The sequence below is a fragment of the Pseudomonas sp. NPDC087342 genome (genome assembly GCF_044744265.1).
Taxonomy (GTDB): Bacteria; Pseudomonadota; Gammaproteobacteria; order Pseudomonadales; family Pseudomonadaceae; genus Aquipseudomonas; species Aquipseudomonas nunensis.
Map to the genome: position 1 here is coordinate 22,205 of NZ_JBIUXZ010000014.1, position 20,193 is coordinate 42,397.

Sequence of the window (20,193 nt, forward strand, 5' to 3'; positions counted from 1 at the left end):
CCCACCACCATCCCCTGTGGGAGCGGGCTTGCTCGCGAATGCGGTGTGTCAGGCAACACTTATGTCCCTGACACCCCGCATTCGCGAGCAAGCCCGCTCCCACAGGTTCTCTTCCCTCTGGGTGGCTTCCAGGCCCACAGAGCTGGCGCGTTTCCTGCAAGTCCCCCTTCATATCGCCATAAAACGAGCACTCGCGCCTCGGCGGGCAGTGCATACAGCGGCGTTGAGCGTTTTATCCAGAAGGCTGGCAAAAGCTTGATACAGCTTGGCCGGGCCCTGTGACGAACAAGAGGGGAAGAGGATGAAGGCAGTTATTTTGGCGGGTGGCCTGGGCACGCGAATCAGCGAAGAGTCGCACCTCAAGCCCAAGCCGATGATCGAGATCGGCGGCAAGCCAATTCTCTGGCACATCATGAAGCAGTACTCCGCGCACGGAATCCACGATTTCGTGATTTGCCTCGGCTACAAGGGCTACGCGATCAAGGACTTCTTCGCCAACTACTTCCTGCACACCTCCGACGTCACCTTCGACATGTGCAACAACCGCATGGACGTTCACCAGAATTACAGCGAACCGTGGCGCGTGACCCTGATCGACACCGGCGAAGACACCATGACCGGTGGCCGTCTGCGCCGCGCCGCGCGTTACCTGGAAGGCGAACAGGCCTTCTGCTTCACCTATGGCGATGGCGTCTCGGACTTGAACATCGGCGCGCTGGTGGACTTTCACCTGGCCCACGGCAAGCTCGCCACCGTGACCGCTGTGCAACCGCCAGGCCGTTACGGCGCCCTGGAGCGCGACGGTGACAGCGTCAAAGGCTTCATCGAGAAGCCGCGCGGCGACGGTGGCTGGATCAATGGCGGCTTCTTTGTCCTGTCGCCGAAGGTCTTGCCATACATCGCCGACGATCAGACGTCCTGGGAAGCCGAGCCCCTGGCGGCACTGGCCAGCGAAGAACAATTGCAGGCCTTCCAGCACGACGGCTTCTGGCATCCGATGGACACCCTGCGTGACAAGAACCACCTCGAAGCATTGTGGCTGAGCGGGGAGGCCCCATGGAAGCAATGGGACTGAGCCCGGAATTCTGGCGCGGCAAGCGGGTTCTGGTCACCGGGCATACCGGTTTCAAGGGCAGTTGGCTGACGCTGTGGCTGCAAAGCCTGGGTGCCGAGGTCAGCGGGTTCGCCCTTGATCCGTCCACCGAGCCGAGCCTGTTCGAACTGGCGCGGGTGCACGAAGGCATCAACGATCAGCGCGGTGACTTGCGTGACCTCGGCGCCTTGCTGGAGATCATCGCCGACACCGAGCCGGAAATCGTCCTGCACCTGGCGGCGCAACCGTTGGTGCGTGAAGGTTATCGCGATCCGTTGGGCACCTATTCCAGCAACGTCATGGGTACGCTCAATCTGCTGGAAGCGATCCGTCAGGTCGGTTGCGTGCGCGCCTGCGTGCTGGTGACCACCGACAAGGTCTACGCCAACAAGGAATGGCTGTGGCCTTACCGCGAAGATGAAGCCCTCGGTGGCCACGATCCTTACAGCAGCAGCAAGGCCTGCTGCGAATTGTTGGCGCAGTCTTATGCGGCGTCCTTCTTCCCGGCCGACAAACATGACGAACACGGTCTGGCCCTGGCCACGGCTCGTGCTGGCAACGTTTTAGGCGGTGGCGATTTTGCACCGGAGCGTCTGATCCCGGACGTGCTGAAAGCCTGGTCCGCCGACGAACCCGTGACCTTGCGCTACCCGCAAGCCGTGCGCCCCTGGCAGCACGCGCTGGAGCCGCTGGCCGGTTATCTGCAACTGGCGGCCGGCCTCTACCAACAAGGCCCGGAATACGCCGGTGCGTGGAACTTCGGCCCGAGCGAAGCGGACATGTGCAGCGTCGGCGAAGTGGTCGAGCTGCTCGCCAGTCGCTGGCCGCAAGCCCGAGGCTTACGCATCGAACCGAGTGATTTGCACGAGGCTGGCCTGCTGCGCCTGGACAGCAGCCGCGCCCGTCAATTGCTCGGTTGGCAGCCGCGCTGGTCGTTGCAGCAGTGCCTGACGCAAACCCTCGACTGGCATCTGGCGTGGCAAAACGGCGACGACATGCGCGCCGTGACGCTGGCCCAGTTGAACGTTTACCGAGGCGCGCTGTGAGCGAATTTCTCTTGAACGCGTTGCCGCTAGACGGCTTGTTCAGCGTGCAGCACAAGCGCTTTGAAGACGATCGCGGGCACTTCTCGCGTCTGTTCTGCGAAGGGAGCCTGAGCGCGTTCGGCCAGGCGTTTCATATTCGTCAGATCAACCATTCCTGCACTCGCGCTCGGGGCAGTGTGCGCGGTTTGCATTATCAGAATGCCGATGCGCCGGAAGCCAAATTGATCACCTGCCTGCGCGGTGAAGTCTGGGACGTGGCGGTGGATTTGCGCCCTGACTCCGAGACTTTCCTGCACTGGCACGCCGAGCACCTGCGGGCCGGTGATGGTCGCAGCCTGTTGATCCCGGCCGGGTTCGCCCACGGTTTCCAGACCCTCACCGATGACGCCGAATTGCTCTATCTGCACAGCGCCGATTACGCACCGGCCCACGAGGGCGGTTTGTCGGTGAACGATCCACGGCTGGCGATTACCTGGCCGTTGCCTGTCAATAATCTGTCAGCCCGGGACGCCAGCCATCCCGTGCTCGATGAACACTTCGCCGGAGTGCGTGTATGAATTGCCGTGGTTGCGCTACGCCGCTGGCCTTGCCGCTGATCGACCTCGGCACTTCACCGCCGTCCAACGCCTACGTGCGTGCCGATCAACTCGAGCAGGCCGAGCAGTGGGTGCCGTTGAAAGTTGCGGTGTGCCAGCACTGCTGGCTGGTGCAGACCGAGGATTACACCAGCGCCGACAGCCTGTTCGACGCCGAGTATGCGTATTTCAGTTCGTTCTCCAGCACCTGGCTGGCCCATGCCGAGCGCTATGTGGCCGAAATGGTTGAACGCTTTGGCCTGACTGCCGACAGCCGCGTGGTGGAAATCGCCGCGAATGACGGTTACCTGTTGCAGTACGTCGCCAAGCGCGGCATTCCGTGCCTGGGCGTCGAGCCGACTCGCAGCACCGCGCAAGCGGCGCGTGAAAAAGGCCTGGAGATTCGCGAACTGTTTTTCGGTCGTGACACTGCGTCGCAACTGGTCGCTGACGATTGGTCCGCCGACCTGATGGCCGCCAACAACGTGCTGGCCCATGTCCCGGACATCAATGATTTCCTCGGCGGTTTTGCGACTTTGCTCAAACCGACCGGCGTGGCGACCTTCGAGTTTCCGCAACTGCTGACGCTGATGGCTGGCCAGCAGTTCGACACGCTGTATCACGAGCACTATTCCTACCTGTCCCTGACCGCCGTGCAAACCCTGTGTGCGCGCAATGGCCTGGAAGTGTTCGACGTCAGTCAGTTGTCGACCCATGGCGGTTCGCTGCGGGTATTCGTGCAGCGCGCCGATGGTGAACGTCGTGAGGTGCAACCGGCGGTGCAGCACCAGTTGCAAGCTGAACTCGCGGCAGGCGTGAAAACCCCCGAGTACTACGCAACCCTGGCGCCGGCGGCCGAACGCATCAAGCACGAACTGCTGCGCTTCCTGTTGCAGGCCAAGGCCGAGGGCAAGCGCGTGGTCGGTTATGGCGCCGCAGCCAAGGGCAACACTTTGCTCAACTACGCCGGGGTCAAGCCGGACCTGCTCGCGTGGGTCGCCGATGCCAACCCGCACAAGCAGGGCAAGTACCTGCCGGGTAGCCGCATTCCGATTGTGTCGCCGGCCCAAATCGACCTCGAAAAACCGGATTACGTGCTGGTACTGCCGTGGAACCTGTTGCACGAAGTCAGCCAGCAACTGGCCCAGGTGCGCGAATGGGGCGGCCGCTTCGTGATCGCCGTGCCCGAGTTGACCGTCCTGTGAAGGTGCTGGTCACCGGCGCTACCGGGTTCGTCGGCCGGCATCTGGTCGCGGCGTTGCTCGCCCGGGGTTGCGAGGTGCGCGCCGTGGCGCGCAATGCCGAGACCGCTGCAAGCTTGCCGTGGATCAATGACGTGGAATTCATCGCGGCGGATATTCACGCCGCCGACCTGAATCTCGCTGCGTTGACCGAAGGCGTCGATGCCTTGGCGCATCTGGCCTGGCCCGGTTTGCCGAACTATCAGGCGCTGTTCCATTTCGAGCACAACCTGATGGCCGACTACCGGTTTATCAAAGGCGCGGTCGAGGCGGGCGTGTCGCAGGTGTTGGTCACCGGCACTTGTTTCGAATACGGCATGCAGAGCGGGCCGCTCACCGAGCAATCCGCGCCGCAGCCGGCCAATCCCTACGGGTTGGCGAAAAATACCTTGCGCCTGTTCCTGGAAAATTTGCAGCGGGTCCAGCCGTTCACCCTGCAATGGGCGCGATTGTTTTACCTGCACGGCGAAGGCCAGAACCCCAACAGTTTGCTGGCGGCGCTGGACCGGGCAATCGATGCCGGTGATGCCACTTTCAATATGTCGGCCGGCGAACAGCTGCGCGATTACCTGCCCATCGACACCGCCGCCGGTTACCTGGCGGCGATCCTGCAACAGCGGGATTTCAATGGGCTGGTCAATTGTTCCAGCGGCCAGCCGATATCGGTCAGGACACTGGTGGAACAGCGGCTGCGTGAACGCGGCGCCTCCATCGGTTTGAACCTCGGCCACTACCCATACCCGACCCATGAGCCGATGGCGTTCTGGGGCGTGGCTGAGCGTCTGCAACAACTGTTGGGAGGCAATCATGAAGCATGAGTTGTATCGGGTCGCTGACCTGCCGGTGTTGCAGAATCGCACCTTCGCCGACCCGCAATCGGCCCGGGCCTCGGCCTGCGCCGACATGGTGCTGGTGCAGGATGAACAGAGCGGGTTGATCTTCAACGACGCCTTCGACGCCGACAAACTCAGCTACGACGCCGACTACCAGAACGAACAGGCGCATTCCGGCCAGTTCCAGCAGCACCTGAGCGATGTGGAAGGGATTATTGCCCGCCACTTCAAAGGCCAGGAGTTGATCGAAGTTGGCTGCGGCAAAGGTTATTTTCTCGAACTCCTCAAGGGCCTGGGCTACGCCATCACCGGCATCGACCCGGCCTATGAAGGCAACAATGCCGACGTGATCAAGGCCCCGTTTACCCGTGGTTTGGGCCTGGCGGCAGACGCCATCGTGTTGCGCCATGTGCTGGAACATATCCAGGATCCGGTGAATTTCCTCGCGCAAATGGCCGAGGCCAATCAGGGCGGGCAGATCTACATCGAAGTGCCGTGCTTCGACTGGATTCTGGAGCACCGCGCCTGGTTCGATCTGTTCTACGAGCACGTCAATTATTTCCGCCTCGATGACCTGCGCCGGATGTTCGGCACTGTGCACGAGGCCGGTCACCTGTTTGGTGGCCAATACCTGTACATCGTCGCCGACCTGTCGACCTTGCGCCTGACCCCTGAACAACCGGTCCCGCGTCTGGACTTGCCCGACAACTTCACCAGCAGCCTTGAGCGTGCGGTGCAGATCATCCAGGCCAGTCCGCAGCAGGGCTCGGCTATCTGGGGCGCGTCGTCCAAAGGCGTGATCTATTCGCTGTTCCTGCAACGCGCCGGGGTAGCAGTGGATCGCGTGGTGGACATCAACCCGGCCAAGCAGGGACGTTATCTGCCCCTGAGTGGCGTGCGGGTGTCCTCGCCCCAAGAGGCCATGGATGCGTTGCCCGAAGGCGCCAACCTGTTTGTGATGAACTCTAACTACCTCGAAGAAATCAAGCGGATGACCGGTGGACGCTACGTCTATCACGCCGTAGACAGCGCTTCGTTCCAGTGACTATTGAGACTTTTAAAATGACCGACAACACCATCAATAAAGCTTTCGAAGCCGAGTGCCAGGCAGAAATCGCGCGTCAGGGCGACGACCAGAAACTCACCGGCCTGGCCCGGGATTTCTTCAACGAATCGGCCAAGCACAAGTACAGCTACCACTTCTCGTGGATGGGCCGTCCGATCATCCAGTTGCCGCAAGACATGCTGGCGATGCAAGAGATCATCTGGAACGTCAAGCCGGACCTGGTGATTGAATGCGGCATCGCCCACGGCGGCTCGATCATCTACTACGCATCGCTGCTGGAACTGCAAGGCCACGGCGAAGTGCTGGGCATCGACCTGGACATCCGTCCGCACAACCGCGAAGCCATCGAAAGCCACCCGATGAGCAAGCGCATCAAAATGATCGAAGGCTCGAGCATCGACCCGGCAATCGCCGCTCAGGTGCGTGCTGCCGCTGAAGGCAAGAAAGTCATCCTGGTGCTGGACTCCAACCACACCCACGACCACGTGCTGGAAGAGTTGCGTCTCTACGCGCCACTGGTTTCCGTCGACAGCTACTGCGTGGTGATGGACACCGTGGTTGAAGACATGCCGGCCGACTTCTTCCCGGACCGTCCATGGGGCCCGGGCGATAACCCGAAAACCGCCGTGTGGAAATACCTCGAAGAGAACAAGGATTTCGAGATCGACCAGCAGATGCAAAACAAACTGCTGCTCACCGTGGCACCGGACGGTTACCTGCGTCGCGTTCGTTAATTTCGGCACATCATTAAAGCGTTAACCAGGCGTTTCGCCGGTCGTGGGAGAGGTTATGCAAGGCAAGTCCGTTTCTGAGCACATGTTGCCGTTGAATGAGCTGCTGACGGTGGTGTTGATTTCCCACAACCGTCCGGCTTTTTTGCGCAGGGCGATGAAGTATTACGGCGACTTGCCTTGCAAAGTCCTGGTGCTCGATTCCGCCACCGAGTATTTCCAGGGCGAAATCCCCGACGTCGAATACCGTCATGTGCCGCAGTTTGCCTACAGTGGCTTCCAGGCCAAGATCGCCTATGGCGTGGAGCAAGTGACTACGCCGTACATGGTGCTGGCGGCCGACGATGACTTCATCGTGCACGAGGCGCTGGCCGAGTCGGTGGACTTCCTCGAAGCCAACCGCGACTACGGGATGTGCCACGGCTATTGCCTGATGTACCTGACCCTCGCCGGCAACGTGAGCTATTACCGTCGCGACAAAAAGGTCTGCGAGGACTATTCGTCGGAGCGGCCGCAGGATCGCGTGGTCGAGTACATGCGCCAGTACCTGCCGCCGTTCTACGCGGTGACCCGCACTTCGCTGATGAAATCCTGGTATGCGCTGTTGCCGCCGGGCACCAGTTTCCAATGGCAGGAAATCGGTCACGTCTACTACATGCTTGCATGCGCCAAGGCGCGGATCCTGCCGACCGCTTATGTGGTGCGCGAGATCAACTATGGCAACTCCGAGCACAACACCGAGGTGTATCACTCGCTGACCTACACCGATGCCAAATCGGTGGCCGAGCGCGAGTCCTTTATCGAGTTCCTGGCCGCGTTGCCAACCGGCATCACCGACCTTGATCCGGCGCAGGGCAAAGCGTTTGTGCAAGAAAGTTTCGATGCCATGATCGACAGCCTGCAAACCGGCCGGGCGCTGACGGCGGAGTTGATTTTCGGGTCCCTCTGGAACAATGCCCTGAAGGAGCCCAAGCGTCGCTTCGGGCCGCAGCAATACGTCGAGATGCCTTTTTACAATCAGGCCTTTTTCGATCAGTTGACCCGCTTCGAATTTCTCCTGCATGCCATGCCGGCCGGCCGTCTCCAGCTCGAAGAACTGGAAGGCGTATGGACCCGCCAGGAACACTTGCTGAGCCCGCGTAACAACGATACCCCGGAAAGCGTGGTTGACCGTTTGTGGCAGGCCTACGACGCCAACGCGTTCAACCGTACGGTGGTCAAGCGTCTGGTGGCGCAACTGGAACTGCTGGGCGAAGACGAAGAAGCGCAGTCGATGCGTGACTGGAGCGAACGCATTGACGCGGTATCGGATGAGGATCATCGCCCGACGTTCGACACTATGCTGTCGGGTCGTCTGCTCAAGTGGCTGGAACCCCGTCAGCCTGACGCCTTGCAAGCCGAGTCGATTGCCCGGCACCTGGCGGCGAATGACGGCGGCCCACAGTTCGGCATTTTCCTGTTGGACCTGGATAACAACGTCGACAAATTGCAGGTCACCCTCGATAGCCTGCTCGAAGGTCACAGCAAAGCATTCAAGGTCGTGGTGTTCACCACCGGCGAAGCCCCGGCGGCGACCACGGCACAAAACACCCTGCACTTTGTCCGGGTCACACAGAGCAATTTCGTCGACAAGCTGAACCTGAGCGCCGCTCAGTCGCCGTGTGACTGGCTGCTGCTGGCGGAGGCGGGCGATGAGTTCACTGCCGGCGGCCTGCTGCGCGCCAGCCTGGAACTGCTGTCCGCCGCCGACGTTCGCGCCGTGGCCACCGATGAAATCCAGCGCACCGACAACGGCGCCTTGGTGGATGTGTTCCGTCCCGGCTTCAACCTTGACCTGCTGCAAAGCCTGCCCGCCTTGATGGCGCGGCACTGGCTGATCCGTCGCGACGTGTTGATCGAGGCCGGTGGCTACCAACCTGACTTCAGCAAGGCGCTGGAATTCGATCTGCTGCTGCGCATCATCGAGACGGGTGGCCTGAGTGGCCTGGCCCACCTCGACGAACCCTTGCTGATCGCCCGGGCCCCGGTGCTGGAAGACAATGCCCACGAGCGCCTGGCGTTGCTGCGTCATCTGGGCAACCGTGGCTACAAAGCCAAGGTCACCTCGGCGACGCCTGGCACCTACCAGATTGATTACCGCCATACCGAACGTCCGCTGGTGTCGATCATTATCCCGGCCGGGGACGATCTGGCGGTGTTGCAACAGTGCCTGCAAGGTGTGTTGCTGCGTACCCGCTACACCCGCTATGAAGTACTGATCGCGGTCAACCCGAATCAGTCTTCCGAGGTCAACGATTGGCTTGGGGCCCATCAGCACGCCAAAGTGCACGTGCTGCGCGCCGATCGACCGCTGAACAATGTGGCGTTATACAACGCCGCCAGCCAGCAGGCCCAAGGTGAATATCTGGTGCTGCTGGCCACCGACAGTGAATTGGTCAACCCGAACTGGATCGAGTCGCTGCTCAACCATGCCCAGCGTCCGGAAGTGGGTATCGTCGGTGCCAAACTGGTCGATCGTGAAGGCAAGGTCACGCAAGCCGGTTTGATCCTGGGGCTGAATGGCGGCGTCGGTTCGGCCTTTACCGGCCAGCGCTATGACGCCAGCGACAGCTATCTGCAGCGATTGGTGTTGGAGCAGAACTACTCGGCAGTGTCGAAGGTGTGCCTGATGGTGCGCAAAGAACTGTTCGACGCCTTGGGTGGCCTGGATGACGTGACGTTCGCCGAAGGCTTGAGCGACGTCGATCTGTGCCTCAAGGCCGGTCAGGCCGGTTACCTCACGGTGTGGACGCCGCTGGTGCAGGTCGTTCATCCGGGTGTGGTGCCACAGGCGCCACAGGTACTCGACGCCTTGCGTGACAAATGGGCCGCCGCGTTTGCTCAGGATCAGGCCTACAACGCCAACCTGGCACTGACCGGCAAAGGTTTCGCCTTGGGTGAAAGCACTTCGATCAACTGGGCACAGTTGATCGCCTAAAAGGATTCACGGCATGTTCAACGGTAAATCGATTTTCATCTCGGGCGGCACAGGGTCGTTCGGGCGCAACTTCATCCGCCGCTTGCTGGAGCAATACCAGCCCAAGCGCGTGGTGGTGTTCTCCCGGGACGAACTCAAGCAGTACGAGATGCAGCAGACGTTCAACGCACCGTGCATGCGTTACTTTCTCGGTGACGTGCGCGATGCCGAGCGTTTGCGCCAGGCCATGCGCGGCATCGATTACGTGGTGCATGCCGCCGCCCTCAAGCAGGTGCCGGCCGCCGAGTACAACCCGACCGAATGCATCCGCACCAACGTCAACGGCGCGGAAAACATCATCGCTGCCGCCATCGATAATGGCGTCAAGCAGGTGGTCGCGCTGTCCACCGACAAGGCCGCCAGCCCGATCAACCTGTATGGCGCGACCAAGCTGCTGTCGGACAAACTGTTCGTGGCCGCCAACAACATCGCCGGCGAACAGCAGACCCGTTTTGCCGTGGTGCGCTACGGCAACGTGGCCGGTTCGCGGGGCTCGGTGGTGCCGTTCTTCAGCAAGCTGATCAACGAAGGCGCCACCGAACTGCCGATCACCGACGAACGCATGACGCGGTTCTGGATCACCCTCGATCACGGCGTGCAATTTGTGCTCGACAGCTTTGCCCGGATGCACGGCGGTGAAGTGTTCGTGCCGAAGATCCCGTCGATTCGCATCGTCGATCTGGCGCGAGGAATGGCCGAACACTTGCCGCACAAACACGTGGGGATTCGTCCGGGGGAAAAGCTGCATGAGCTGATGGTGCCGCTGGACGATGCGCGCATGACGCTTGAGTTCGCTGATCACTACACCATCCAGCCGTCGATCCGCTTCACCAGCGTCGACGTGGATTTTGCCGTGGACAAATTGGGCGAGCAGGGCAAACCGGTCAGCGAAGATTTCGAGTACCGCTCCGACACCAATCCGCATTACCTGTCGGTCGGCCAGATTGCCGATCTGCACGCGGACCTGTCGGCATGATTCCCTACGGTCGGCAAAGTCTCGATCAGGCCGACATCGATGCGGTGGTCGCCGTGTTGCAGTCCGACTGGCTGACCCAGGGCCCAACCATCGAGCGTTTCGAACAGGCCATGGCCGAACGTTGCCAGGCCGATTTCGCGGTGGCGGTGTGTAACGCCACGGCGGCGCTGCACATTGCTTGCCTGGCCGCTGGTCTCGGGCCGGGTGATCGGTTGTGGACCACACCGAACACCTTTCTGGCCTCGGCCAATTGCGCACGTTACTGCGGCGCCGAGGTGGACTTTGTCGACATCGACCCGCTGACCTGGAACCTCGATGCCTACGCCCTGAAAGCCAAACTTGAAGCGGCGGAGGACAGCGGCACGCTGCCCAAAGTGTTGGTGGCGGTAGCATTCTCCGGGCAGAGCTGCGACATGCGCATGCTCGCCGAACTGGCCGAGCGTTATGGCTTCACGATCATTGAGGACGCCTCTCACGCAGTCGGCGCGTCCTATGCCGGGCGCCCGGTGGGTTGCGGTGATTTCGCCGCGATGACGGTGTTCAGCTTTCACCCGGTGAAAATCATCACCAGCGCCGAAGGTGGCATGGTCCTGACCAATCGCCAGGATCTGGCCGAGCGCCTGCAACGCCTGCGCAGCCACGGCATGACCCGCGATCCCGCGCAGATGACCGAACCCAGCCACGGCCCCTGGTATTACCAGCAAGTTGAACTGGGCTTCAACTACCGCATCACCGACCTGCAAGCAGCGCTCGGGCTGTCACAGTTGAACAAACTGGATGACTTCATCGCGCGCCGACGTGAACTGGCGGCGCGTTACGACCGCTTGCTCGCGTACTTGCCGCTGACCTTGCCCAGCCCTCAGTCCGAGGCCGAGTCGGCGTGGCATCTGTACGTGGTGCGCTTGCAGCTGGATCGCATCAGCCTCAGCCATCGCCAGGTGTTCGAAGGGTTGCGAGCGGCCGGAGTGGGGGTGAACCTGCACTACATCCCGGTGCATTTGCAGCCGTACTACCGCGACCTGGGTTTTGCCGAAGGGGACTTCCCACAAGCCGAGCGCTACTACGCCGAAGCCATCAGCCTGCCGCTGTTTCCGTTGCTCAGTGATGAGCAGCAGGATTATGTGGTTGAGCAACTGCGACGACTGACCGAATAACCGCCGCAGCGCCCAATGTGGGAGCGGGCTTTTGTGGCGAGGGGGCTTGCCCCCGTTCGGCTGCGAAGCAGTCGTAAAACCATTACACGCGATGAATCTCATACATCGCGTTTGCAGGTTTTGGGGCCGCTTCGCGACCCAACGGGGGCAAGCCCCCTCGCCACACAAGCCCGCTCCCACAGGGTTCAGCGTTTTAAATGAGAGTGTGCAATGCGTGAACTCAGTGAGCAGGAAAAATTCTGGCAGGGCGACTTCGGCAATCAATACGTCGACCGCAACGTCGGCCAACCGCTGGTAGCCGCCAACCTCGCATTGTTTGCCAAGGCGTTGACCCGGGCCGGGCGGATTGAAAGCCTGGTGGAGCTGGGCACTAACGCTGGCAACAATTTGCAGGCGTTGCATCAGTTGTTGCCACAGTGCGAGCTGTTCGGCGTGGAGATCAATGCCAGCGCCCATGCCCAGGCCCAGGCATTGGGGATCGCGCAGATCTGGCACGGCTCGCTGTTCGATTTCCCCCGCGAGCGCCGCTTTGACCTGACTTTGAGCAAAGGCGTGCTGATCCACTTGGCGCCGGAGTTGCTCTCGGCGGCCTATGCGCAGCTGTATGAATTGAGCCAGCGTTACATCCTGATCGCCGAGTACTACAACCCGGCGCCGGTCGAAGTCTCGTATCGCGGCAACAGCGGGAAGTTGTTCAAGCGTGATTTTGCCGGTGAGATGCTCGATCGTTATGATGACTTGCAACTGGTGGATTACGGTTTCGGTTACCACCGCGATCCGCAATTCCCGGTGGATGACATCACCTGGTTCCTTCTGGAAAAACGCCCTTGAACAACGTCGCAATCATCCCGGCCCGCGGTGGCAGCAAACGCGTACCGCGCAAGAACCTCAAGCCGTTCGACGGCGTGCCGATGATTGCCCGTTCGATTAAAACCGCCCTCGATTCGGGGTTGTTCGCAAAAGTGGTGGTCAGCACCGATGACGAAGAAATCGCTGACCTGGCCCGGGCTTGCGGTGCGCAGGTGCCGTTCATGCGGCCGGCGGCACTGGCAGATGATTTCACCGGCACGGCGGCGGTGATTGTTCATGCGCTGCAAGCGTTGCAGGACCAGGAGTTTGATTTTGCCTGTTGCATCTACGCCACGGCGCCACTGCTGCAAACTCGATTTCTGCAACAGGGCGTGGAGTTGCTGGAGCGCCACCCGGACAAATCCTTCGCGTTCTCGGTCTGCGACTTCGGTTTTCCGGTGCAGCGCGCCCTGACCCTTGATGATCAGGGCGCCTTGACCGCGTTGTACCCAGAGTTTCGTGAGACGCGCTCCCAGGACTTGCCGCCGGCCTATCAGGATGCCGGGCAGTTTTACTGGGGGCGCACCGATGCCTGGCTGCGCGGCGATGTGCTGTATTCACCGCAAAGCCTGCCGGTGATCCTGCCGCGCTATCTGGTGCAGGACATCGACACGCCTGAAGACTGGAAGCGCGCCGAATACCTGTATGCCGCTTTGAAGGCGGGCGGTGAATTGCAATGAGGGTGCTGATTCGTTCCGACGCCTCGCCAACCATTGGCAGCGGTCATATCGCCCGTTTGCTGCCATTGGCCAGGACCTTGCGCAAACAAGGCGCGCACGTCGCTTTTGCCTGTCGTGAGTTGCCGGGCCATCGGCTGGACAGTCTGGCGGCCGAAGGTTTTGAAACGTTGCGTTTGCCCGATCACTATCCCGATGAAGACCCGCAGCAGGCCATCGAATCGATGCTGCCGTGGCAGGCGGACATTGCCGCGCTGGATCGGGCACTGGAAAACCACGCGCCCTTCGACTGGATCATCGTCGACCACTACGGCCTCGATCATCACTGGCAAACCGCCGCGCGGCGCTGGGCGCCTCGGATCGCGGCGGTGGATGATCTGGCGACACGCACTTATGACGTCGATCTGCTGCTCAATCAGAATATGTCGGGCGCTCCCGAAGCTTATGTCGGGTTGATTGGCGCCGATTGCCGAACCTTGTTCGGGCCTCGCTTCGCCATGCTGCGCGAAGAATTCTGCTGCCCGGCGATAGAAATCAAACCCCGGGCCAAGCGCGTATTGGTGAACTTCGGCGGCTTCGATGCGGCGCGGCAAACCCATCACGCGATGTTGGCGCTGACGGATTTTCATGAGCTGGAAGTCGACTTCGTCGCCGGGGCCGACAACCCGGCCTGGGATGCAATGCAAGCGCTGGCGGCTGATCGTCCGAACTGGCGCCTGCACAGTTTCGTCAGCGACTTTTATCGCTTGATGACCGAGGCCGACCTGTTTGTCGGCGCCGGTGGCGGCACCAGTTGGGAGCGGGCGGCCATGGGGCTGCCGACGATCTGCATTGCCGTGTCGAATAACCAGCAGGCCAATGGCGAGGTCATGGCCACTTCGGGCGCCCATGTATTCCTCGGGGCGCGTGAGCAGGTCAGTGTCGAGCAACTGCGCCAGGCCATCGGGTTTGTCGCGGGCAATCAGGGTTTGCGTCAGAGTCTGGCCGAGCGTTCCCGTCGGTTGGTCGATGGCCGTGGAGCGCAACGGGTGGTGGCCGCGCTGGTCGGTGCGGTGTTGCCGGTACGAGAGGCGACGTTGGACGATGCGCAATTGTTGTTCGAGGGTCGCAATGCCGACACCGTGCGGCGCTGGTCGCTGGACAGCCGCGTCATCGACTGGCCTGCGCATCAAGCCTGGCTGGCCGCAAGCCTGGACAATCCGCAACGGTTGCTGTTGATCGCCGAAGCGGGTGACGGCCCGGTGGGTGCGCTGCGTTATGACCTTCACGGTGCCAGCGCCGAAGTCTCGATTTATCTGTTCGAAGGGCGCTTCGGGCTGGGCTGGGGCAGAGCGCTGCTGGCTCGCGGCGAAGCGTTCGTGAAGGCCCGTTGGCCGCAACTGCACACCATCACTGCTCAAGTATTACCTGCCAACCAGCCGTCGCTGAGTCTGTTTCGCGAAGCCGGTTTCACCCAGCATGCTTGCGCGTTCACCCGCGTTTTAAAGGATCACCGCAATGACTAGCTTCAAGATTGGCGAGCGCTTGATCGGTGCCGACGCGCCGCCGTTCATCATTGCCGAGATGAGTGGCAACCATAACCAGTCGCTGGAGGTAGCCCTGCAAATCGTCGAGGCTGCGGCCAAGGCCGGCGCCCATGCCTTGAAACTGCAAACCTATACCGCCGAGACCATGACCCTGGACCTCGATGAAGGCGAGTTCTTCATCAAGGACCCGAACAGCCTGTGGACCGGCACTTCGTTGTACGCGTTGTACGAGAAAGCTCATACGCCGTGGGAGTGGCACGCGCCGATTTTCGCTCGTGCCAAGGAGTTGGGCATGCTCGCCTTCTCGACGCCATTCGACGATACGGCCGTGGACTTCCTCGAAAGCCTCGACGTGCCGGCCTACAAGATCGCCAGTTTCGAAAACACCGACTTGCCGCTGATCCGCCGGGTCGCCGCCACCGGCAAACCGCTGATCATCTCCACCGGCATGGCCAGCATCGCCGAGCTCGACGAAACCGTGCGTGCCGCCCGTGAGGCCGGTTGCAAAGACTTGGTGCTGCTCAAATGCACCAGCACCTACCCGGCGACGCCGGCCAACAGCAATGTGCGAACGATTCCGCATCTGCGGGAGTTGTTTGGTTGCGAAGTCGGGTTGTCGGATCACTCCATGGGCGTCGGCGTTTCTGTCGCGGCGGTGGCGCTCGGAGCGACGGTGGTGGAAAAACACTTCACCCTTGACCGCGCCGCCGGCGGGGTGGACGCCAGTTTCTCCCTGGAGCCTGCCGAACTGGCCAGCCTGGTGATCGAAACCGAGCGCGCCTGGCAGGCCATGGGTCAGGTGCATTACGGCGTGACCGAGGCCGAGCGCAAATCGCTGGTGTATCGCCGCTCGCTGTACGTCACCCAGGACATGGTCGCCGGTGAAGCCTTCACCGCCGCCAATCTGCGGGCCATCCGCCCGGGCCTGGGGCTGGCGCCCAAACACGCTGAAAGCCTTCTGGGCCGCCGCGCTTGCCAGGCGATCAAGCGCGGAACCGCGCTGGACTGGTCCTTGGTCGAATAACCCTTGTCGGGTTGATTCGGCAAAATAGCGTGACCTGTGAGTCATAACGCGCATCTTCACTGTATTGTATTGACCGGGGAGATGGCGCCTGGCCCTTTATCGGGTCCAGTGATAGCCCTTGACGCTCCCCGCTGTCGCCCGTTGCGGGCGGCTGAAAATCTTTGTATGTCGGCGCCCCTCGAATCCTTGCGAGCGGTGGTATTGGGCTGTTTATTATTGGGAAGCCGTAATGATTGGCATAAAAAGCATTGCGAGCTACGTTCCTGTAGCCGGCGTGGACAATTACGCACAAGGTGCAAAATTCGAGAAGGATGAAGAGTTCATCCTGGGCAAGATCGGTTCGGCCTTCCTGCCGCGCAAAGACGCTGAGCAAGAAACCTCGGACCTGTGTGTCGAAGCAGCCAATGCGCTGTTCGCCAACAACCCTGATTTGAAACGTGAAGCCGTCGACGTGCTGATCGTCGTCACCCAGAACGGTGACGAAGAAGGCCTGCCACACACCGCCGCTATCGTGCAGGACAAGCTGGGCTTGTCGACCAACGTGGCAGCCTTCGATATTTCCCTGGGCTGCTCGGGCTACGTCTACGGTATCTACGCGATCAAGGGCTTCATGGAAGCTGCCGGCCTGAAAAACGGCCTGCTGATCACCGCCGATCCGTATTCCAAGATTGTCGACCCGGAAGACCGCAACACCACCATGCTGTTCGGCGATGCCGCCACCGCGACCTGGATGGGCGAGGGTGCGCCATGGCAACTGGGCAAGGCCAAGTTCGGCACCGACGGTTCCGGCGCACCGCATTTGAAGGTCACCGATGGCGTGTTCTATATGAACGGCCGTCAGGTCTTCAACTTCGCGCTGCTCAAGGTCCCGGCGCATTTGCATGAGTTGCTCGATGAGTCCGGCCTCAAGGCTGACGACATCGATGCCTTCTGCATTCACCAGGGCAGCGCGGCAATTGTCGATGCGGTGGCCCGGCGTTTCGAAGGCGAGCCGGAGAAGTTCATCAAGGACATGGTCGAGACCGGGAATACCGTGTCGTCGAGCATTCCGTTGTTGCTGGAAAAACACGTCCTGGACTCGGACTGGAAGCGCGTGGCGTTGAGCGGTTTTGGTGTAGGGCTGTCGTGGGGTTCGGCGATCATCTATCGTCCTTGAACCGCAATCCCTGATACAAAAATAGCGTTCAAGGGTTAACCTTGAGCGCTATTTTTTTGCCTGTAAGTACAGCGAGGCCGCATGAGCGACAGCTTTGACGACAATGCCCGGGTGATAGAGCGGCGCTGGCCGGCGCTCTATACGCGGTTGATGCTGGAAGACAGCACGGCCATCCAGGCCGAGTTGTCCGAAGGGCTGGGTTCGACGCTGAGCATCGGCGGCATCCAGCTCACCAGTCGGCATGACCGTGTGCATGAAGCCCGGGTGCAGGCGGCCAGCCTGCCGACGGACAAGGCGCGGTTACATGTCTATGGCACCGGTCTGGGGGATTTGCCCGCCGTGCTGCTTGAACGCGACAACCTTGAGCGGCTGTATGTGCACATCCTCAACGGCGCCCTGTTCGCCTTGGTCCTGCAACTGCTCGATCAGCGGCAATGGCTCGACGACCCCCGCGTGGAGTTGCTGTACGCCGGTGATCAAACGGATATCTACACGCCGTTTTTTGCGCTGCCCTCCGAGATGGTGCTGGCGGACGACTTCAACGCGAAAATTCGCGATCGTTTGGTCAGTGAAGTGCACCTGAGCTTCAACAACCGTGATTTCGATCCGCAATCCCCGGTCATTCTCCAGCGTTTGCAGGACAGCCTTGAAGTGTTGCTCGCCGACGATGACGTCGCGCAACTGTTCGGAACCTGCGCCGGTCAGGAAATCTACGTGATCGCCACCGGGCCGAGTCTGGAAAGCCATTTCCAGCAATTGGCGGCGATTCGCGAACAGGCGCAGCGACCGCTGTTCGTTTGTGTCGACACCGCCTATCGACCGTTGCGCGAGCACGGGATCAAGCCTGATCTGGTGGTGAGCATCGATCAGCGCATCAGTTTCCGGCATTTGCCTTTTGAGGACTCCGACGGCATTCCGCTGGTGTACCTGCCCATGAGCGACCCCGAGGTGTTGAAGGCCTGGAAGGGCAAGCGGTATGGCGGCTACTCGGCCAGCCCGGTCTATGCCTCGTTGCGTCGCCAGTACGCCAGGGCGGAACTGTACGTGGGCGGCAGCGTGATTCATCCGGCCGTGGACCTGGCCGTGAAGATGGGCGCCGAACGCATTACGTTGTTTGGTGCCGACTTTGCCTTCCCGATGAACAAGACCCATGCCGGCTGGAGCGATGGTGATCTGGGGCCCGGGGTTAATCTGGCCCGTCACTGGGTGCGCGACGGGCATGGCGAGCGGGTCCGCACGCAGCTGAATTTCCGTAGTTACCTGTGTGAGCTGGAGCGATACATCGCCGGACACCCCGAGGTGCGTTTCTATAACAGCAGTCGGGCGGGCGCGATGATTGCCGGCACGCGCTTCAATCAGGAGTTCGTGCAATGAGTGCACTGGAGCAATGCGTTGACGAGTGCCGGCAGTGCGCCGGGCTGTTTCGACTGGGCCGGGATGTCGAAGCGGCACTGGCCATGGTTGATGTGTTCGATGAGGCGCAGCGCTTGTTGTCGACGGCGCCTCGGGACATTCAGCTGAAATGGACGCAGGTACTCACACAAATGCTCGCGTGCCAGGAGCGCCAGGATTGGTTGGGACTGGCCGACTTCATGGAATACGAACTGGTTGATTTGCTGGAAAGCGTCCAGCTTTGAAAGTCGACCAACGGCTCTGGTTGGGATGTTTGGGTGTCGGACGGTTTTATGGCGTCATTTTTCGGCTGGTGAGAGGCTGCTAAGCCTTTGTTTTCTAGGGGGTGGCAGTGTGATGGCAATATTTTTCAAAAAAGCCCTCAAGCAACCTGCATTTCCGACGATAACTATTACGAAGGTTCTCTAGGCCATACCCGGCGGTTGCCAGGGCCGGAAGCCGCAGTACCCAACCAACGAGGAATTCGTCATGGCTTTAACAGTAAACACCAACACCACGTCGTTGAACGTTCAGAAAAACCTGAACCGCGCTTCCGACGCTCTGTCGACTTCGATGTCTCGTCTTTCTTCCGGCCTGAAAATCAACAGCGCTAAAGACGATGCTGCCGGCCTGCAGATCTCCAACCGTATGTCCTCCCAGATCCGTGGCCAGAACGTTGCGGTAAAAAACGCCAACGACGGTATCTCGATGGCTCAGACCGCTGAAGGCGCTCTGCAAGAATCCACCAACATTCTGCAACGTATGCGTGAACTGGCTGTACAAGCACGTAACGGCACCAACGGCACTGCTGACCAGACCGCAACCAACGCCGAATTCGCTCAGATGTCTGACGAACTGACTCGTATCGCGGCTTCGACCAACCTGAACGGCAAGCAACTGCTGGACGGTTCGGCTGGCACCATGACCCTGCAAGTGGGTTCGAACACTGGTACTGCCAACCACATCGACCTGACCCTGAGCTCCAAGTTCGACGCCGTCAGCCTGTCCGTAGGTAGCGGTACTGTAGCTCTGACCGGTACCACCGCTGTTTCGGGTGCTGGCTCCGCTGCAACCAACATCGACAACGCGATCACCGCGATCGACGCTGCAATCGCTGCCATCGGTGCAACCCGTGCAAACCTGGGTGCTTCGCAAAACCGTCTGACCAGCACCATCTCCAACCTGCAAAACATCACTGAAAACGTTACTGCTGCTCAAGGTCGCGTACAAGATACCGACTTCGCCGCAGAAACCGCTAACCTGACCAAACAGCAAACTCTGCAACAAGCTTCCACCGCTGTTCTGGCCCAGGCTAACCAGCTGCCATCCGCTGTACTGAAACTGCTTCAGTAATATCGGATTGAGTTTTGGCGGGGGAGTGCGCTTGCGTGCTCTCTCGCTTTTTCCGTTTAAAAGGTTAAGAGGTGATGGTCATGGACATGAGCGTGAAGCTGAACTTGTCTTACCCGGCCGCTAAACCGGCGGTCAGCACTACCGATAAGCCGGCGGATGCGCCTCGCGCCGAAATTCCCCAGGCTGTCGCTGCAACTGCAAAAAGCTCGAATTCAGACAACTCGGACACTTCGGACAACTCGGATAAGTTGAAAATGGCCGTTCAGGAGATCGAAAAGTTTGTTCAGTCGGTCAAGCGTAACCTGGAGTTTTCCATCGACGAAACGTCCGGCAAGGTCATCGTCAAGGTGATTGCCAGCGAATCCGGTGAAGTGATTCGACAGATTCCGTCGGCCGAGGCCATGAAACTGGCTGAAAGCCTGCACAACGCCAGTAACGTTTTGTTCGATGCCAAAGCCTGACACTGGCATGAAACGTGTTTGTAC

Annotated in this window: 19 protein-coding genes; all 19 read left to right on the top strand. The window is 60.5% G+C overall.

Features of this window, described 5'->3' with window-relative positions; genetic code table 11:
• The first annotated feature begins 301 nt into the window (after nt 1-301).
• Nucleotides 302-1,075: a glucose-1-phosphate cytidylyltransferase gene (gene rfbF / locus ACIOYV_RS22805; protein WP_054049272.1), complete on the top strand. Its 774-nt coding sequence runs from the start codon at nt 302-304 to the stop codon at nt 1,073-1,075.
• Nucleotides 1,057-2,139 (top strand): CDP-glucose 4,6-dehydratase, encoded by a 1,083-nt coding sequence (rfbG, locus tag ACIOYV_RS22810; protein ID WP_290027489.1) that lies wholly within the window; start codon nt 1,057-1,059, stop codon nt 2,137-2,139. Before rfbF ends, rfbG begins: the two co-directional genes overlap by 19 nt.
• A complete protein-coding gene (locus ACIOYV_RS22815) occupies nt 2,136-2,696 on the top strand; it encodes a dTDP-4-dehydrorhamnose 3,5-epimerase family protein (protein WP_401327232.1) in 561 nt (186 codons plus the stop codon). The genes rfbG and ACIOYV_RS22815 overlap by 4 nt, the downstream gene beginning before the upstream one ends.
• Nucleotides 2,693-3,919 (top strand): methyltransferase domain-containing protein, encoded by a 1,227-nt coding sequence (locus ACIOYV_RS22820; protein WP_401327235.1) that lies wholly within the window; start codon nt 2,693-2,695, stop codon nt 3,917-3,919. The genes ACIOYV_RS22815 and ACIOYV_RS22820 overlap by 4 nt, the downstream gene beginning before the upstream one ends.
• Nucleotides 3,916-4,773 carry an NAD-dependent epimerase/dehydratase family protein gene (locus ACIOYV_RS22825; protein ID WP_401327382.1) on the top strand — a complete coding sequence of 286 codons (858 nt, stop codon included), beginning with the start codon at nt 3,916-3,918 and terminating at the stop codon, nt 4,771-4,773. The genes ACIOYV_RS22820 and ACIOYV_RS22825 overlap by 4 nt, the downstream gene beginning before the upstream one ends.
• Nucleotides 4,763-5,833: a class I SAM-dependent methyltransferase gene (locus ACIOYV_RS22830; RefSeq protein WP_401327238.1), complete on the top strand. Its 1,071-nt coding sequence runs from the start codon at nt 4,763-4,765 to the stop codon at nt 5,831-5,833. Before ACIOYV_RS22825 ends, ACIOYV_RS22830 begins: the two co-directional genes overlap by 11 nt.
• Before the next feature lie 17 nt (nt 5,834-5,850).
• Nucleotides 5,851-6,588: a cephalosporin hydroxylase family protein gene (locus tag ACIOYV_RS22835; protein WP_054049284.1), complete on the top strand. Its 738-nt coding sequence runs from the start codon at nt 5,851-5,853 to the stop codon at nt 6,586-6,588.
• Between the two features lie 55 nt (nt 6,589-6,643).
• Nucleotides 6,644-9,562, top strand: coding sequence for a TIGR00180 family glycosyltransferase (locus ACIOYV_RS22840; protein WP_401327241.1), 2,919 nt, complete (start codon nt 6,644-6,646; stop codon nt 9,560-9,562).
• A 13-nt stretch (nt 9,563-9,575) separates the two neighbouring features.
• The gene (pseB, locus tag ACIOYV_RS22845; protein ID WP_054049288.1) at nt 9,576-10,577 is read left to right on the top strand and encodes a UDP-N-acetylglucosamine 4,6-dehydratase (inverting); all 1,002 of its coding nucleotides are present in this window, start codon (nt 9,576-9,578) and stop codon (nt 10,575-10,577) included.
• On the top strand, nt 10,574-11,731 hold the full coding sequence (gene pseC / locus ACIOYV_RS22850) for a UDP-4-amino-4,6-dideoxy-N-acetyl-beta-L-altrosamine transaminase (RefSeq protein WP_401327244.1): 1,158 nt from the start codon (nt 10,574-10,576) through the stop codon (nt 11,729-11,731). Before pseB ends, pseC begins: the two co-directional genes overlap by 4 nt.
• A 210-nt stretch (nt 11,732-11,941) precedes the next feature.
• Nucleotides 11,942-12,562, top strand: a complete 621-nt coding sequence (locus ACIOYV_RS22855) for a pseudaminic acid biosynthesis-associated methylase (protein ID WP_265044112.1) — start codon at nt 11,942-11,944, stop codon at nt 12,560-12,562.
• Nucleotides 12,559-13,260 carry a pseudaminic acid cytidylyltransferase gene (gene pseF / locus ACIOYV_RS22860; protein WP_401327247.1) on the top strand — a complete coding sequence of 234 codons (702 nt, stop codon included), beginning with the start codon at nt 12,559-12,561 and terminating at the stop codon, nt 13,258-13,260. Before ACIOYV_RS22855 ends, pseF begins: the two co-directional genes overlap by 4 nt.
• Nucleotides 13,257-14,762 (top strand): UDP-2,4-diacetamido-2,4,6-trideoxy-beta-L-altropyranose hydrolase, encoded by a 1,506-nt coding sequence (gene pseG / locus ACIOYV_RS22865; protein WP_401327249.1) that lies wholly within the window; start codon nt 13,257-13,259, stop codon nt 14,760-14,762. Before pseF ends, pseG begins: the two co-directional genes overlap by 4 nt.
• On the top strand, nt 14,755-15,807 hold the full coding sequence (gene pseI / locus ACIOYV_RS22870) for a pseudaminic acid synthase (RefSeq protein ID WP_401327252.1): 1,053 nt from the start codon (nt 14,755-14,757) through the stop codon (nt 15,805-15,807). The genes pseG and pseI overlap by 8 nt, the downstream gene beginning before the upstream one ends.
• Before the next feature lie 229 nt (nt 15,808-16,036).
• Entirely contained in the window at nt 16,037-16,963 is a 927-nt protein-coding gene (locus ACIOYV_RS22875; RefSeq protein ID WP_265044118.1) for a ketoacyl-ACP synthase III, read from the top strand.
• Between the two features lie 81 nt (nt 16,964-17,044).
• Nucleotides 17,045-18,337 (top strand): motility associated factor glycosyltransferase family protein, encoded by a 1,293-nt coding sequence (locus tag ACIOYV_RS22880; protein ID WP_401327256.1) that lies wholly within the window; start codon nt 17,045-17,047, stop codon nt 18,335-18,337.
• The gene (locus tag ACIOYV_RS22885; RefSeq protein WP_054615756.1) at nt 18,334-18,600 is read left to right on the top strand and encodes a hypothetical protein; all 267 of its coding nucleotides are present in this window, start codon (nt 18,334-18,336) and stop codon (nt 18,598-18,600) included. The genes ACIOYV_RS22880 and ACIOYV_RS22885 overlap by 4 nt, the downstream gene beginning before the upstream one ends.
• A 244-nt stretch (nt 18,601-18,844) precedes the next feature.
• On the top strand, nt 18,845-19,708 hold the full coding sequence (locus tag ACIOYV_RS22890; RefSeq protein ID WP_123409194.1) for a flagellin domain-containing protein: 864 nt from the start codon (nt 18,845-18,847) through the stop codon (nt 19,706-19,708).
• A gap of 80 nt (nt 19,709-19,788) precedes the next feature.
• Nucleotides 19,789-20,169 carry a flagellar protein FlaG gene (locus tag ACIOYV_RS22895; protein WP_163909064.1) on the top strand — a complete coding sequence of 127 codons (381 nt, stop codon included), beginning with the start codon at nt 19,789-19,791 and terminating at the stop codon, nt 20,167-20,169.
• Nucleotides 20,170-20,193: the final 24 nt, after the last annotated feature.

Bases quoted from the DNA above. Each gene is read 5' to 3' on its own strand.
- rfbF (WP_054049272.1), top strand. From the start codon at position 302: ATGAAGGCAGTTATTTTGGCGGGTGGCCTGGGCACGCGAATCAGCGAA.
- rfbG (WP_290027489.1), top strand. From the start codon at position 1,057: ATGGAAGCAATGGGACTGAGCCCGGAATTCTGGCGCGGCAAGCGGGTT.
- ACIOYV_RS22820 (WP_401327235.1), top strand. From the start codon at position 2,693: ATGAATTGCCGTGGTTGCGCTACGCCGCTGGCCTTGCCGCTGATCGAC.
- ACIOYV_RS22830 (WP_401327238.1), top strand. From the start codon at position 4,763: ATGAAGCATGAGTTGTATCGGGTCGCTGACCTGCCGGTGTTGCAGAAT.
- ACIOYV_RS22835 (WP_054049284.1), top strand. From the start codon at position 5,851: ATGACCGACAACACCATCAATAAAGCTTTCGAAGCCGAGTGCCAGGCA.
- ACIOYV_RS22840 (WP_401327241.1), top strand. From the start codon at position 6,644: ATGCAAGGCAAGTCCGTTTCTGAGCACATGTTGCCGTTGAATGAGCTG.
- pseB (WP_054049288.1), top strand. From the start codon at position 9,576: ATGTTCAACGGTAAATCGATTTTCATCTCGGGCGGCACAGGGTCGTTC.
- pseC (WP_401327244.1), top strand. From the start codon at position 10,574: ATGATTCCCTACGGTCGGCAAAGTCTCGATCAGGCCGACATCGATGCG.
- ACIOYV_RS22855 (WP_265044112.1), top strand. From the start codon at position 11,942: ATGCGTGAACTCAGTGAGCAGGAAAAATTCTGGCAGGGCGACTTCGGC.
- pseG (WP_401327249.1), top strand. From the start codon at position 13,257: ATGAGGGTGCTGATTCGTTCCGACGCCTCGCCAACCATTGGCAGCGGT.
- pseI (WP_401327252.1), top strand. From the start codon at position 14,755: ATGACTAGCTTCAAGATTGGCGAGCGCTTGATCGGTGCCGACGCGCCG.
- ACIOYV_RS22875 (WP_265044118.1), top strand. From the start codon at position 16,037: ATGATTGGCATAAAAAGCATTGCGAGCTACGTTCCTGTAGCCGGCGTG.
- ACIOYV_RS22880 (WP_401327256.1), top strand. From the start codon at position 17,045: ATGAGCGACAGCTTTGACGACAATGCCCGGGTGATAGAGCGGCGCTGG.
- ACIOYV_RS22885 (WP_054615756.1), top strand. From the start codon at position 18,334: ATGAGTGCACTGGAGCAATGCGTTGACGAGTGCCGGCAGTGCGCCGGG.
- ACIOYV_RS22890 (WP_123409194.1), top strand. From the start codon at position 18,845: ATGGCTTTAACAGTAAACACCAACACCACGTCGTTGAACGTTCAGAAA.
- ACIOYV_RS22895 (WP_163909064.1), top strand. From the start codon at position 19,789: ATGGACATGAGCGTGAAGCTGAACTTGTCTTACCCGGCCGCTAAACCG.